Consider the following 12952-nt stretch of genomic DNA (forward strand, 5'->3'; position numbering starts at 1 on the left):
GGAACAGGCAGCTTTGAAGCGGAACCGAAACAATGACACTGGCGACTGCGGCGCTCTCGACGACATGGACCTTCGTCGACGGTGACTGGTACGAGGGCAATGTCGCCATTCTTGGGCCGCGCAGCCACGCCATGTGGCTTGCCACCAGCGTCTTCGACGGCGCCCGCTGGTTCGAAGGCGTGGCCCCCGACCTCGAACTGCATGCCGCCAGGGTGAATGCGTCGGCGATTGCGCTCGGCTTGAAACCGTCGATGAGCGCCGACGAGATTGTCGGCCTGACCTGGGACGGATTGAAGAAGTTCGACGGCAAGACGGCGGTCTATATCCGGCCGATGTACTGGGCCGAGCATGGCGGCTATATGGGCGTGCCGGCCGATCCGGCCTCGACCCGCTTCTGCCTCTGCCTCTACGAATCACCGATGATCTCGCCTTCAGGCTTTTCGATCACCGTGTCGCCGTTCCGGCGGCCGACCATCGAGACCATGCCGACCAATGCCAAGGCCGGCTGCCTCTACCCCAACAATGGCCGCGCCATCCTCGAAGCCAAGATGCGCGGCTTCGACAATGCGCTGGTGCTCGACATGCTGGGCAATGTCGCCGAAACCGGAACCTCGAACATCTTCCTGGTCAAGGACAGCCATGTGCTGACGCCGGCGCCGAACGGCACCTTCCTGTCCGGCATCACCCGCTCGCGCACCATGACGCTGCTTGGCGATTATGGCTTCAAGGCCACGGAGAAGATGCTGTCTGTGCGCGACTTTCTCGAAGCCGACGAGATCTTTTCGACCGGAAACCATTCCAAGGTCGTGCCGATCACCCGCATCGAGGACCGCGATCTGCAGCCCGGGCCGGTGGCCAAGAAGGCGCGCGAACTCTATTGGGAATGGGCGCATTCGAAGCCTGCCGGCTGAGTTACCGGCGCTTCGTTGGCCGGGCGTTCTTTTTTGACGCAGCATCCTGTCCGCAAAACCGTGTGACACTTTTCCGGAACCCGCTTAGAAGGGAACCGGCGCTTCATTCCGGAGTTGTTCCAGAACAATCCAGCCCTATCTTAATCCGGTATCCGCACCGGATTTTTCCATGAGGAGTATGACCGATGGCTTTTGAATTGCCCGCCTTGCCCTATGACTACGAGGCCCTGCAGCCCTACATGTCGAAAGAGACGCTGGAGTATCACCACGACAAGCACCACAAGGCCTATGTCGACAACGGCAATAAGTTGGCCGCTGAAGCCGGTCTTGGCGACCTGTCGGTCGAAGAGGTGGTCAAGCAGTCGTTCGGCAAGAATGCGGGCCTCTTCAACAATGCCGCCCAGCACTACAATCACATCCATTTCTGGAAGTGGATGAAGAAGGGCGGCGGCGGCAACAAACTTCCGGGCGCCCTGCAGAAGGCGGTCGACGCCGACCTCGGCGGTTACGACAAGTTCAAGGCCGATTTCATCGCCGCCGGCACCACGCAGTTCGGTTCGGGCTGGGCCTGGGTCTCGGTCAAGGATGGCAAGCTGGCGATCTCCAAGACGCCGAATGGCGAGAACCCGCTCGTCCATGGCGCCTCGCCGATCCTCGGCGTCGATGTCTGGGAACATTCCTATTACATCGACTACCGCAACGCGCGGCCGAAATATCTCGAAGCCTTCGTCGATAGCCTGATCAACTGGGATCACGTGCTCGAAATGTACGAAAAAGCGAAAGCTTGATTCGTCCAGAAAAGCCCCGGTATCCCCGGGGCTTTTCTTTTTTCAGGCCGAAACAGGCACACAGCAAATCGGCATAATCCGTGCGGCAGACAGGGAATAATCCCAGCCCGCCGTCCGTTAACGTTAGGTCGCGACCCCTCATCATCCTGGAGCCAATTGAATGAGAAAGCTTGTTATCGCCATCTCTATGCTCGGCCTCGCCGCCTCGGCGGCTTTTGCCGACCCGATCCTCGACCGACAGGGACTGATGAAGGAGCGCGGAAAGATCGTCGGCGGCCTGTCGAAAATCGCCAAGGGAGAAGCAGACTTCGATGCCGCCGCCGTGCTGACGGCGCTGCAGGCGCTGCAGGTCAATGCCGAGAAGGTCGATGTCGACACGCTGTTCCCGGCCGGCAGCGACAGCGGTGACACCACCGCTTCGCCCAAAATCTGGGAAGACATGGCGGGCTTCAAGACGACGAACGAGAAATATGTCGCCGACGTCAAGGCCGCTGTCGCCGCGGCGCCTGCCGATGTCGATGCGCTGAAGGCGCAGATTGGCACGCTCGGCAGCGATTGCGGCACCTGCCACCAGACCTACCGGGTGAAGAAGGGCTGATCCCGGGCAATGGCCCTGTTGAAAAAACTCATCGGCGCCGCCCTTGTCCTAGGCGTCGCCGGCGCGGGCGCCGGCTGGCTGCTGTCGGCGCCGGTCAGGCTCGATGCCGAGACCATGGCGCAGCTCGGCCCCGGCGATGCCGCCAGGGGCAAGCGCATTTTCAATGCCGGCGGCTGCACCTCCTGTCACGCCAAACCGGGGTCGAAGGGCGACGCCCGCCTGCAGCTGGTCGGCGGCCTTGAACTCAAGACCCCGTTCGGCACCTTCGTTCCGCCCAACATCTCGCAGGATCCCAAGGACGGCATCGGCGCCTGGACGGTCGAGGACCTGGCCAATGCCATGCTGAAAGGCGTGTCGCCGTCCGGCGAGCATTTCTACCCGGCCTTCCCCTACGCATCCTACGCTCGCATGAAGCCGGCTGACATTGCCGACCTCTATGCGTTCCTGAAGACGCTGCCGGCGGTCGCAGGCAAGGCGCCGGACAATTCGCTCAGTTTCCCCTTTAACATCCGCCGCGGCCTCGGCCTGTGGAAGCGGCTCTATCTCAGCAATGAGCCTGTGATCGCCCTTGCCGACGGCACGCCGGCTCCGGTGCTGGCCGGCCGCTACCTCGTCGAGGGTCCAGGGCATTGCGGCGAATGCCACACGCCGCGCGACTTCACCGGCGGCACGAAGAAAGGCCAGTGGCTGGCCGGTGCGGCCGCCGCCGAAGGCAGCGGCATCGTGCCGAACATCACATTGGGCGAGGGCGGGCTCAGTGATTGGTCGGAAGCCGACATCGCCAACTATCTCGAAACCGGTTTTACGCCGGATTTCGATTCCGTCGGCGGCGCCATGGTCGACGTGCAGCGCAACATGGCCGAATTGCCGCCGGAAGATCGCGCGGCAATAGCCGCCTATCTCAAGGCGGTGCCGCCACATCCCAACGGCTACCCGGCGCGCAGCAAGCCGGCCAAGTGATCCCGACTATAGGTGGCGGTCGCCGAGGAAATCGAAGCCCGTCTCGAAGAAATGACTGTAATTGCAGGTCAGTTCCTCGCCGGGCGCGATGTCGCGCAAGGCATAGGTCTCCTCGGGCGAGGAGACATCGCAATTCGGTTCGTCGTCATGGTTCATGTAGCGGGCATCGTCGGCTTCGAAGACGATGTAGTTCGGATCGCGACGGTCGGGATAGGAATAGCGGTCGAGATAGCTCTTCACCGGCCCGCTCTCGCCCTCATAGGTCTCGACGTCGATGATCCGGTCAAAGCGTGGGTCGAGCTTCCAGACCAGCGTGCCTTTGGCAATGCGTTCCTTGGCGAAGACGCCGATGCCCTGGATCGGCGATTTCTCGAGATAGGTGTCGACGAGCAGCATGGCATACCCCGGATAGATAGATAAAAGACAGTGGGCGCGGCTTCTCGAAAAAAGCCGCGCACTGGGTAGCGCGCGGCCATGGCAATTGCGAGCGGAAAATCAGCTCAAAACTTCGTGTGCGGGCAGCTCAGCCTTGCCCGTCACCTTCAGCGCAAAGGAATAGGTGTAGGCGATCTCCTCAAGCCGGGAAAACCGGCCCGACGCGCCGGCATGGCCGGAATCCATGTTGATCTTGAACAGCACCGGATTGGTCCCGCTCTTGCGCTCGCGCAGCCGCGCCACCCATTTGGCCGGTTCCCAATAGGTGACGCGCGGATCGGTAAGGCCGGCCAGCGCCAGGATCGGGGGATAGTCATGGTCAGCGACATTGTCATAGGGCGAGTAGGCGGCGATGATCCGGTAATCCTCCGCTGATGCGATCGGATTGCCCCATTCCGGCCATTCCGGCGGTGTCAGCGGCAAACTTGCATCGAGCATGGTGGTCATCACATCGACAAAGGGGACCTCGGCAACGATGGCGCCAAAACTGTGCGGCGCCATGTTGGCGATCGCGCCCATCAGCATGCCGCCGGCCGAGCCGCCTTGGGCGACGATGCGGTCATTCTGGGTGTAGCGCTCAGCGACGAGATGCTGCGCGACGGCGATGAAATCGGTGAACGTGTTCATCTTATGCTTCCGCTTGCCGTCATCATACCAGCCATAGCCCTTGTCCTTGCCGCCGCGGACATGGGCGATGGCAAACACAAAGCCGCGGTCGACCAGCGAGAACCAGTTGGTGTTGAAGGCGGCCGGAATGGCAATGCCGTAGGAGCCGTAGCCGTAAAGCAGGCAAGGTGCCGAGCCATCGAGCGGCGTGTCGCGGTGATGCAAGAGCGAGACCGGCACCAGTTCGCCATCGGCGGCAGGCGCCATCAGCCGGCGCGTGACATAGTGCTCCGGATCATGGCCGGACGGCACTTCCTGGGTCTTCAAGAGCACGCGCTCGCGGCTGCGCATATTATAGTCGAAGACCTGCGCCGGCGTCGTCATCGACGAATAGGTGAAGCGCATGATCTCGGTGTCGTATTCATAGGATCCCGACAGGCCGAGCGAGAACGCCTCTTCGTCGAATGAGATCAGGTGCTCCTCGCCGCTGCGGCGATCGCGCACGACGATGCGCGGCAGGCCTTCCTTGCGCTCGAGCCTGACCATATGATCCCTAAAGCCGACCACCGACAGGATCAGCCGGCCCGGCTCGTGCGCCACCAGCTCTTCCCAGTTGGCGCGAACAGGGTCATTGGCCGGCGCCGTCATGATCTTGAAGTCCTTGGCGCCGTCGGCATTGGTGAGGATGAAGAAGATGTCGCCACCTTCCTCCAGATCATACTGCAGGCCGATCTCGCGCGTCGCCACCAGCTTTGGCTCGGCGAAGGGTTCATCGGCGCGCATCAGGCGGTATTCCGAGGTTTCGTGATCGTTGATGCCGATCATGATCCATTCGTTGGAGCGCGTGCCGCCGACATCCATGAAGAAACCGGGATCGGTCTCCTCATAGATCAGCCGGTCATTCTCAGGGTTGCCGCCGAGCGCGTGGAACAGCACCTTGGACGGGCGATGATTATCGTCGAGCCTGGTGTAGAAGAAACCGTCATCGCCGGCATTCCAGGTACCGCCACCACTGGTGGCCTCTATCTGGTCGGGCAATTCCTTGCCACTGGTGAGGTCACGCACGCGAAGTGTGAAGAATTCCGAGCCCTTGTCGTCGAACGCCCACAAGAGCTTGCCATGGTCGGCCGAATGGTCGACGCCGCCGAGGCGGAAATAGGGCTTGCCCTCGGCTTCCGCGTCGCCGTCGAGCAGGATCTGCTCGTCGCCGCCATCGCGCGGCATGCGGAAATAGCGTGGCTGTTCGCCGCCAAGCTTGAAGGATGAGCCATAGGCATAGGGGCCATCCTTCATCGGCACCGTCGAATCGTCTTCCTTGATGCGTCCCTTCATCTCGCCGAACAGTTGCTTCTGAAGCTGCGCGGTGTCGGCCATCAAGGTTGCCTGATAGGCGTTCTCGGCTTCGAGATGGGCGCGGATGCGGCCGTCGAGCAGGGAAGGATCCCTGAACATCGCCTGCCAGTTCTCCGCCCTCAGCCAGGCATAGTCGTCGGTGCGGGCAATGCCGTGATGCATGTCGAAGATGGGTTGTTTCTCAGGGCTCGGCGGGCTGGCGGTTGGAAAGGCTGGGGTCTTGGTCATTGCGTCTCACTGAGGAAGTTACTTGAATGGCAAATGAACACGCCGATCAGCGCGGGTTCAAGGGCCGGGATGCATTGGTGGCGGCGGACTCGGGAAGATGAGCCCAGAGGATGTACAGGGGGAGAGGATGATGAATTTCTATATCAACACCGCTGCGGCTCTCGCCGTCGCTTCGACCGTTCTGGCTTTCACCGGCCAGTCTCATGCAACCGCGTTCGCCGCTTGGCAAGTGGCTGGCGTGCCGTTCGGCGACACGCTCAACGTTCGCAAATATCCGTCCAACGCATCCCAGAAGCAGGCCGCCTATCCCAACGGGACGATCCTGCAGATGACCGGCAAGTGCACGGGAGGGCTGAACCTTCTGGAGATCGCCGGCCAGCCGCGCTGGAAGCAGAAACAGGCAATCCGCTACCAATGGTGTCAAGTTTGGCACGATCCGGCACAAAATGGCGGTTTTGTTACTGGCTGGGTCTATGGAAAATATCTCGTTCCCTATTGAATCCGGTCTAAAGCAGGTCTTCCTTTGGCGGGTTTCGCAAACACCTTGCAACTTCTGATTTTGTACGAATCCAACAATTCAGCTATTCGAGCCTACAAAGCATAGGCTAAGCATCGCAATCCCACTTCATGAGTCCTTGCTGATTTAGTGATGCATGACCTTACGTCATGCCAGTCTGGTCCGACCAGAAAATATCGCGAAGTTACAGAGTGCACGAAAGATTGAAGCTGAAGAGCGACTATTCGATGAATATCGTTGAATATAGCGCAAGATGCGAATTGACTTACTTGGTCCTTAGGCTCATTAAGATGCCCGGACGCGAATCCATGAAGCTCTTCCCGCGTGAAATTCGCGCCATGCCCGATCTCTCAAAAAGGGCGCAAACAGAAACATCTTTCGTTGGGGCCTAAACACCATGGATATCGTCGAAACACCTTCCAGAAATAGCGATGCGCTGATCGAGCTGACCGCCGATGTGGTGGCGGCCTACGTTAGCAACAATCCCGTGCCAGTCGGCGAACTGCCGAATCTTATCGCCGACGTCCATGCTGCTCTCGGGCGCGTGGGCGGAGCAAGCGAACAGCCTCCGGCCGACAAGCAGAAGCCTGCGGTAAACCCCAAGCGCTCTGTTCATGACGACTACATCGTCTGCCTTGAAGACGGCAAGAAGTTCAAGTCGCTGAAGCGTCATTTGATGACCCACTACGGTCTGACGCCCGATGAATACCGCGAGAAGTGGAACCTCGACGCCAGCTATCCGATGGTTGCCCCCAACTATGCCGCTGCCCGCTCGCAGCTGGCCAAGAAGATGGGCCTCGGACGCAAGCGCAAGGGGCGGTAACACCGGCTCCAGTTCGACACATCAACGGCGCCCTCGAGGCGCCGTTTTTGTTTCTAGAGCAATTCCAGGAAAGTTCGGAGCGGTTTTCCCGGGAAAAGCGCGTAGCGCTTTCCCTTGGGAATTGCGTCAAAAGAAGAGAAGATAGAGCATCAAGCAGTTTGCTTGAGCGCCATCTCGGCATCGCGCTTGATGCGCTTGACCATCGAGCGCAGGCCGTTGGCGCGCTGCGGCGACAGATGGTCGTCGAGGCCGAGTGACTTCAGCGTCGCCTCGGCGTCCGTTTGCAGGATCTGGCTGGCGGACCGTTCCGAAAACAACGCCAGCATGATGGCGACCAGGCCGCGCACAATATGGGCGTCCGAATCGCCGGTGAAGGTGATGACCGGATCGACGCCCGGCGCTCGGTTCGTGGTCAGCCAGACCTGGCTGACGCAGCCGGGCACCTTGTTCACGGCATTGCGTTCGGCGTCGGGAAATGGCGGCAGGGCTTCACCGAGCTCGATAACATAGCGATAGCGGTCTTCCCACTCGTCGAGCAGGGAGAAGTCGTCGCGGATCGTCTGGATCGTCGTAGCCATTGCCTGGGATATAGTCATCCGCGGCTGCGGCGTCACGGAAAAAGAAGAAAAGCACCGCAGGCGTCGAGAGGTCGGACGTGCCTGCGGTGTCGCTGCAGATACAGCGGAAACGGAATTATTTCTTCGCCACCAGCTTGGCAGGTATGTTCACGGTCGCCGGCAGCACAATGTCCTCGGCGACGCTGCCGGTGGCCAGTGAGGTATCGGGCGACGTCTCGGGGTCGGTGCTCTTGTCGTCCAGCATGGCGGCGGCGATCTTGGCGGTTTCCTTGGCCCGGGCGCTGATCGTACGCATTGCCGACTTGCCGGTCTCGCAGACATCGGGCTTGCGCTCGCAAATACCGGCGATGTCGCCGACCGCCTCGCGCGCCGCAAACAGTGCCTGGATCGGCCCAACGCTCTGGTGGCCCTCCTCGTCGGAGCCGACGCTCAGCGGCAGCGCCAGCAGCACCAGAGAAAACCAGAACGCCATTCTAATCAGAAAGCCCATCGAATTGCCCTCTCGTCCATGACCGGATCATGCGTCCATGCGCCATGACCTCTTTTATCACAGCGACAATGGCACATGAGGCGCAAAGGACGGCTTGCTTGCTCAGTAAAAATTTTCCTCAAATTTTAGGCAAATTCGAAACGAAGCATTTTGCAATGCATTGGCTTCAAATGCCGGCAATTTTCTTTACCTTACGGTAACCATCTAAGCGATTGTTCTGCATGGTGATATCCAGAAATGGAGGCATGCCGGCTCAGGATTTTGCCGCCGCAGGCACGCCTTTCGCACATAACGCTCCGTTTACTATGGCCGCAAATGACGGTGCATTCCGGCGCCGGCGCCGCAATTTTCGCCGCAGCGCGGGCGTTGCTCCGGTCAGCCTTATTCATTCCTTAAACGCTGGATGCGACTTTCAAATCAACAAGAGCCACCTGCAAAGCAGGGGCAGTCACGACCGGGTGCGAGTGCGTTGCGTTGAGTTTGACAACGTCCAGATATTTTGAACTGCCTGGCGCGCTGGCGGCCGGTTGCGAACGCATGGTCCATCCCGCCATCGTCGGCCGGGATGGCCGCCTGCGCCAGCGCCGGTTCATCGGCACCATGCTTGCCGCTCCGTTCTTTGCCGCGGGCGCTGCCGTGACGCTGGTCACCTCTGGCATGGGCGCCGCCGTCACCGTCGCAACCATTTTCGCCGCCTTCGGTCTTTGCTGGTTCGCTGCCTTGCTGGTGGCCGCGTCGGGCAAGATGGCGCTAGCCGCTCAGGTTGCGCTTGTCGCCGGCGGTCTTGCCCTTGCCGGGGCCATCGCGGCCGCGGGCGGCCTGGCATCGCCGGTTGCACTGCTGGCCCCTGCGCTGCCATTCGAAGCTTGGTGGATCGGTGGTTCAAAGCGCGCGGCACTTTGGGGCGGCATTTCCGCCCTTGCCGCAGTGTTGCTGCAGCCTTTTGTCGGCTCTGTCGTGCCGCTCGGCGCGGTGCAAGTCGCGGCGTGGCACTGGCTGCTGCCGCTGGCCTGGGGGCTGACGCTGGTTCCCCGGCTTGCCGCCCTTGGCGATGCCGCACGCGCGCAGCCTGCGCTGCCTCCAAGCGACCGCCTCGAAGACGTGATCGACGCCGTTGTCCTGCATGTCGCCCGGCATGGCGAGGTCCTGGATGCGTCGGCCAAGGCGCGCACCATCCTGAAGCTGCCGCCGGAACTGCTTTTCGGCGCCGGGCTGTTTGACCGCATCCATCTGTCCGACCGCGTTGCTTATCTGAGCGCGCTTGCCGACCTGCGCGATGGCGCCCTGGCGCGTCGCCTCGATCTTCGGGTACGGCTGCCGCAGGACGGCAATGCTCCGATGGCCGACAATTACCGGCCATTCCAGCTCGAACTGGTTCGGGCCGAAGAGCAGCAGGAGACCTTCACCCTGCTGCTGCGCGAGAACGACGAGGTCGCCGAACTGCGCGACGAGCTTGCCGCCGCCAATGAGGCGGCAGCGTCCGCCGAGGTGGCGAAGGGCCGCTTCCTGGCGGTCGTCAGCCACGAGCTTCGCACGCCGCTCAACGCCATCATCGGTTTTTCCGACATGCTGCTGCATGAGATGTTCGGCGGCTTCAAGGACCCGCGCCAGAAGGAATATGTCGGCCTGGTCAGGGATTCGGGCCAGCATCTGCTTGCCGTCGTCACCTCGATCCTGGACGTGTCGAGGATCGAGGCCGGCGCCTATGCGACCGAGCCCGAACCGTTCCGCTTCATCGAAGCGGTCGAGATGTGCCAGTCGATGATGCAGCTGCAGGCCAATGCCAAGAACATCGACCTCCAGGCGCAGATTGCGCCCGACGCCGGCGAGATCAATGCCGACCGTCGCGCCGTGCAGCAGATACTGATCAACCTCGTCTCCAACGCGATCAAGTTCACGCCCGACGGCGGCGATGTCGTCGTCGGCGCCAAGCGGATCGGTTCGCGGCTGCATTTCTGGGTCAGGGACACCGGCATCGGTATCGCCGAAGAGGATTTCGCCAATCTCGGCAAGCCGTTCATGCAGATCCAGAACGACTATACCCGCCGCTTCGAGGGCACCGGGCTCGGCCTCTCGCTGGTCAAGGGCCTAGTGGCGCTGCACGAGGGCACGATGTCGATCGAGAGCATGCCGGGCGAGGGGACCACAGTGACGATCAGCCTGCCGGTGAACGGGCCGAAGAAGCGCGCGACCGACAGGAACGGCGTGCTGGCGATGCCCGTGACCAGGACGAAGGGCGACGCGAAAGGGGACAGGAATGGCTCGCTCCGCAAAACAGCCTAAGGCGGTCAAGCGCCGCAGCAGCGCTTTCGAGGCCGGCGCGATTGCGCTCGGCGGCGCGATCTCGCGCAATCCGGTCCTGGTCGGCGGCTCGACCGCCTTCCTGGTGACGCTGTTCTACGTTTCCGCCAACGCGCTGTGGTACCAGCCGTTTCCGCATGCCGGCGCCTTCTTCGCCACCCGCAGCATCGAGGGTTTTCCGCGCCCCGGCACAGACGAACCTGAAACCACCATCAACATCCTGCGGCCTGGCTCGACGCCGGCCAAGAGCGACCCGACGGTCGAGCAGGTGCAAGGCATCTTGAAGGATCTCGATTTCTACACAGGCACCGTCGACGGTATTTCCGGGCCGAATACCTACAAGGCCATCCAGGCCTATCAGCAGAAGGTCGGCCTGCCGGCATCCGGTGAGATCGACGCCGTCCTGCTCGACCAGCTTGGCGCCAAACAGACGACAGCGGGCATTCCGCATCCGGTGCCACGGCCCGTGGATATGGCCGCTGCTGCCGCTGCCACGCCCGCGGCTGCACCCGCGCCAATTCCGGTCTCAGCACCGGCATTCGCTCAGGCGCCCGATCCCCGCATCGTCAAGATCCAGGCTGGGTTGAAGGCATTCGGCAATGACGACATGCAGCTCGACGGTGTCGTCGGCACCCGCACCAAGGCCGCGATCAAGGAATTCCAGTCGCTGTTCGGCCTGCCGCAGACCGGCGAGCCCGACGAGGTCGTCTACGTCAAGATGCGTGAGATAGGCCTGACAAACTGAGCAGCCGAGACGACTGCTCGCGGACGACTGAAAATCCGGCTAAGACGCAGCGCATGTCACTCGGAACTCTCCGATGCGCGTAACCACCGATCTTTGGGTTTCGGCCCTGCTGCGCCGTGTGTTCGGTGCCGGTGGCTTCGCGGCTGTCGCCAAGCGTGGCGCGACCGAGGCCGGCGCTGTCTTCGTGCTGTCGCGCGGCAGGCTGGGCGAGGTTTCCCTGTTCGGACCTGCGCCGCAGACGAGCTACGATTCGGCCAAACCGGACGACCGGTTTTTCACGGTGCTCGGCGCCAGCGATGATGCCGCAGTGCTCGACGCCAGACTGGAGCGGGAGAAAAAATTCGATCCCGATATCTGGGTGGTCGAGATCGAGGCCGGCTCGGTTCCCGTCGAAGAGCTTCTCTCCGTCAAGACGCCTTGAGGCTGGCCTTGTCGCCGTCCGGCGCCGTGTCGGCGTTCGCGGCGACATGGGCGTTGCCGCGCACCGCTCGCGACACTGTTTCGGCCTTCCAGCCGCGGAGCTTTTCGAGGGCCGCCTCGTGGTGCAGCAGCCGGTAGCGGTCAAGGAAAATGCGGATCGCCTGCGGGTGCGGGAATTCCCGGGGATAGACGGCGACCGTGATCAGGAATGCCCTGTCCTCGCTGAGGTCGAGCGCCCGCAAGGCGGCGAGCAGGAAGAGGTAGCTCGAATGCTCGGTCAGCGCGCGCGCCGTCGAAAAGTCGATGTCGAGCGCGTCGGCGAGCGCTGTCTGAAAGAAGGCGGCATTGCCGGTCAGCGCCGTCTCGCGCAGCTTGCCGTAGGTTGCTGAGCCGACGAAGGGATTGATCGATGTCGCCTCGCTCTCGGCGAGCATCATCGAGCGCAGCCGGCGCCGGGCATTTCCGGAAGCGCTGCCGGGCAGTTTGGGTGGGCTGGGAGCGGCGGCAGCGGGTTCGGCGCTGTCGCCCGCCGCCTTGGCGATCGACTCGGGCTGCCGCACCCGCACCAGCGTCGGTTTCTCCAGCGCCTTGATCAGCTGCGCGATGGTCGGGTTCAAATCCCTCCGGCGGGCAATGGCGCGTGCGTGCGGCAGGCCGTGGCGGCCGATCAGCGCGATCAGGTCGATATCGCTCAGCGCCCGCGAACGGACCAGCAAGGGAGCGCAGACATCGACCGGCTCGTCGCAAAGCCGCCGCACCAGGGCGGCCGGCGCATATTCGCATTCGGAGAGGGCGGCGGCGACGTAGCGGCGCGATTCGACCGACACGCTGTCGAACAGCGGCAGCGTCAGATCCTCGATCTGGGCGATCTCGCGGCGCGACGGGCGGGTCAGCGAGCAGAACGCCGACACCGCGGCGCGAAACAGCCTTTCGGCTTTTCCCGATTCCGTCCGTATAGCGATTTGCCTGAAATCCGAAGCTGACACGGAAGATACGCCCGATACTCGACACGACCCGGACCACGCTCAACCGCAACTGTGTCGGTTTCGCGTGAGGCCTGGAACAAACATCAAATTAGCGGCGATCCGTTAGCGCTCCGTTAACCCTCTGCCTGCCTTAATCACATTTGGAGGCGTTGCGTTGTGCTCCGGGGCAACCGAGAGGAATACGCGAACCATGGGCATGGTACTGTCTTTTGT

At 62.1% G+C, this 12952-nt stretch carries 14 protein-coding genes; 9 read left to right on the forward strand and 5 right to left on the reverse strand.

Features of this window, described 5'->3' with window-relative positions:
* Positions 1-32: 32 nt before the first annotated feature.
* From AC1DYO_RS13020 to AC1DYO_RS13035, 4 genes are all read left to right on the forward strand, one after another.
* Positions 33-911: a branched-chain amino acid aminotransferase gene (locus AC1DYO_RS13020; RefSeq protein WP_477263733.1), complete on the forward strand. Its 879-nt coding sequence runs from the start codon at positions 33-35 to the stop codon at positions 909-911.
* Between the two features lie 185 nt (positions 912-1096).
* A complete protein-coding gene (locus AC1DYO_RS13025) occupies positions 1097-1699 on the forward strand; it encodes a superoxide dismutase (RefSeq protein WP_142866647.1) in 603 nt (200 codons plus the stop codon).
* Between the two features lie 160 nt (positions 1700-1859).
* Positions 1860-2297: a c-type cytochrome gene (locus AC1DYO_RS13030; protein ID WP_477263735.1), complete on the forward strand. Its 438-nt coding sequence runs from the start codon at positions 1860-1862 to the stop codon at positions 2295-2297.
* 9 nt (positions 2298-2306) lie between these two features.
* Positions 2307-3257 carry a cytochrome c gene (locus AC1DYO_RS13035; RefSeq protein WP_477263737.1) on the forward strand — a complete coding sequence of 317 codons (951 nt, stop codon included), beginning with the start codon at positions 2307-2309 and terminating at the stop codon, positions 3255-3257.
* Positions 3258-3263: 6 nt separating this feature from the next.
* On the opposite strand, the gene AC1DYO_RS13040 is transcribed toward AC1DYO_RS13035, so the two are convergent.
* Together AC1DYO_RS13040 and AC1DYO_RS13045 are read right to left on the reverse strand one after the other, a co-directional pair.
* Positions 3264-3653: an SET domain-containing protein gene (locus AC1DYO_RS13040; RefSeq protein WP_477263739.1), complete on the reverse strand. Its 390-nt coding sequence runs from the start codon at positions 3651-3653 to the stop codon at positions 3264-3266.
* Between the two features lie 99 nt (positions 3654-3752).
* Positions 3753-5879 carry a S9 family peptidase gene (locus AC1DYO_RS13045; protein ID WP_477263740.1) on the reverse strand — a complete coding sequence of 709 codons (2127 nt, stop codon included), beginning with the start codon at positions 5877-5879 and terminating at the stop codon, positions 3753-3755.
* 127 nt (positions 5880-6006) lie between these two features.
* Between AC1DYO_RS13045 and AC1DYO_RS13050 the strand changes: the two genes are divergently transcribed.
* Positions 6007-6378, forward strand: coding sequence for an SH3 domain-containing protein (locus AC1DYO_RS13050; RefSeq protein ID WP_477263742.1), 372 nt, complete (start codon positions 6007-6009; stop codon positions 6376-6378).
* A gap of 415 nt (positions 6379-6793) precedes the next feature.
* Positions 6794-7219 carry a Ros/MucR family transcriptional regulator gene (locus AC1DYO_RS13055; protein ID WP_023673680.1) on the forward strand — a complete coding sequence of 142 codons (426 nt, stop codon included), beginning with the start codon at positions 6794-6796 and terminating at the stop codon, positions 7217-7219.
* A gap of 149 nt (positions 7220-7368) precedes the next feature.
* Here the strand turns inward: AC1DYO_RS13055 and AC1DYO_RS13060 are convergent, their stop codons facing one another.
* Both AC1DYO_RS13060 and AC1DYO_RS13065 read right to left on the reverse strand, forming a co-directional pair.
* Positions 7369-7797 carry a SufE family protein gene (locus tag AC1DYO_RS13060; protein WP_477263885.1) on the reverse strand — a complete coding sequence of 143 codons (429 nt, stop codon included), beginning with the start codon at positions 7795-7797 and terminating at the stop codon, positions 7369-7371.
* 115 nt (positions 7798-7912) lie between these two features.
* Positions 7913-8287: a DUF5330 domain-containing protein gene (locus AC1DYO_RS13065; RefSeq protein WP_477263745.1), complete on the reverse strand. Its 375-nt coding sequence runs from the start codon at positions 8285-8287 to the stop codon at positions 7913-7915.
* Positions 8288-8824: 537 nt separating this feature from the next.
* Between AC1DYO_RS13065 and AC1DYO_RS13070 the strand changes: the two genes are divergently transcribed.
* From AC1DYO_RS13070 to AC1DYO_RS13080, 3 genes are all read left to right on the forward strand, one after another.
* Positions 8825-10570: a sensor histidine kinase gene (locus AC1DYO_RS13070; RefSeq protein ID WP_477263747.1), complete on the forward strand. Its 1746-nt coding sequence runs from the start codon at positions 8825-8827 to the stop codon at positions 10568-10570.
* Positions 10545-11333 carry a peptidoglycan-binding domain-containing protein gene (locus AC1DYO_RS13075; protein ID WP_477263749.1) on the forward strand — a complete coding sequence of 263 codons (789 nt, stop codon included), beginning with the start codon at positions 10545-10547 and terminating at the stop codon, positions 11331-11333. Before AC1DYO_RS13070 ends, AC1DYO_RS13075 begins: the two co-directional genes overlap by 26 nt.
* 73 nt (positions 11334-11406) lie before the next feature.
* Positions 11407-11754: a DUF1491 family protein gene (locus AC1DYO_RS13080; protein WP_477263751.1), complete on the forward strand. Its 348-nt coding sequence runs from the start codon at positions 11407-11409 to the stop codon at positions 11752-11754.
* On the opposite strand, the gene AC1DYO_RS13085 is transcribed toward AC1DYO_RS13080, so the two are convergent.
* On the reverse strand, positions 11741-12739 hold the full coding sequence (locus tag AC1DYO_RS13085) for a hypothetical protein (RefSeq protein ID WP_477263753.1): 999 nt from the start codon (positions 12737-12739) through the stop codon (positions 11741-11743). The genes AC1DYO_RS13080 and AC1DYO_RS13085 overlap by 14 nt on opposite strands.
* Positions 12740-12952: the final 213 nt, after the last annotated feature.

Source organism: Mesorhizobium sp. P2_F5, assembly GCF_056403715.1.

Coding starts and splice junctions, on each gene's coding strand:
- AC1DYO_RS13025 (WP_142866647.1), top strand. CDS start 1,097: ATGGCTTTTGAATTGCCCGCCTTGCCCTATGACTACGAGGCCCTGCAG.
- AC1DYO_RS13070 (WP_477263747.1), top strand. CDS start 8,825: ATGGTCCATCCCGCCATCGTCGGCCGGGATGGCCGCCTGCGCCAGCGC.
- AC1DYO_RS13040 (WP_477263739.1), bottom strand. CDS start 3,653: ATGCTGCTCGTCGACACCTATCTCGAGAAATCGCCGATCCAGGGCATC.
- AC1DYO_RS13055 (WP_023673680.1), top strand. CDS start 6,794: ATGGATATCGTCGAAACACCTTCCAGAAATAGCGATGCGCTGATCGAG.
- AC1DYO_RS13075 (WP_477263749.1), top strand. CDS start 10,545: ATGGCTCGCTCCGCAAAACAGCCTAAGGCGGTCAAGCGCCGCAGCAGC.
- AC1DYO_RS13045 (WP_477263740.1), bottom strand. CDS start 5,879: ATGACCAAGACCCCAGCCTTTCCAACCGCCAGCCCGCCGAGCCCTGAG.
- AC1DYO_RS13030 (WP_477263735.1), top strand. CDS start 1,860: ATGAGAAAGCTTGTTATCGCCATCTCTATGCTCGGCCTCGCCGCCTCG.
- AC1DYO_RS13050 (WP_477263742.1), top strand. CDS start 6,007: ATGATGAATTTCTATATCAACACCGCTGCGGCTCTCGCCGTCGCTTCG.
- AC1DYO_RS13065 (WP_477263745.1), bottom strand. CDS start 8,287: ATGGGCTTTCTGATTAGAATGGCGTTCTGGTTTTCTCTGGTGCTGCTG.
- AC1DYO_RS13020 (WP_477263733.1), top strand. CDS start 33: ATGACACTGGCGACTGCGGCGCTCTCGACGACATGGACCTTCGTCGAC.
- AC1DYO_RS13060 (WP_477263885.1), bottom strand. CDS start 7,797: ATGGCTACGACGATCCAGACGATCCGCGACGACTTCTCCCTGCTCGAC.
- AC1DYO_RS13035 (WP_477263737.1), top strand. CDS start 2,307: ATGGCCCTGTTGAAAAAACTCATCGGCGCCGCCCTTGTCCTAGGCGTC.
- AC1DYO_RS13080 (WP_477263751.1), top strand. CDS start 11,407: ATGCGCGTAACCACCGATCTTTGGGTTTCGGCCCTGCTGCGCCGTGTG.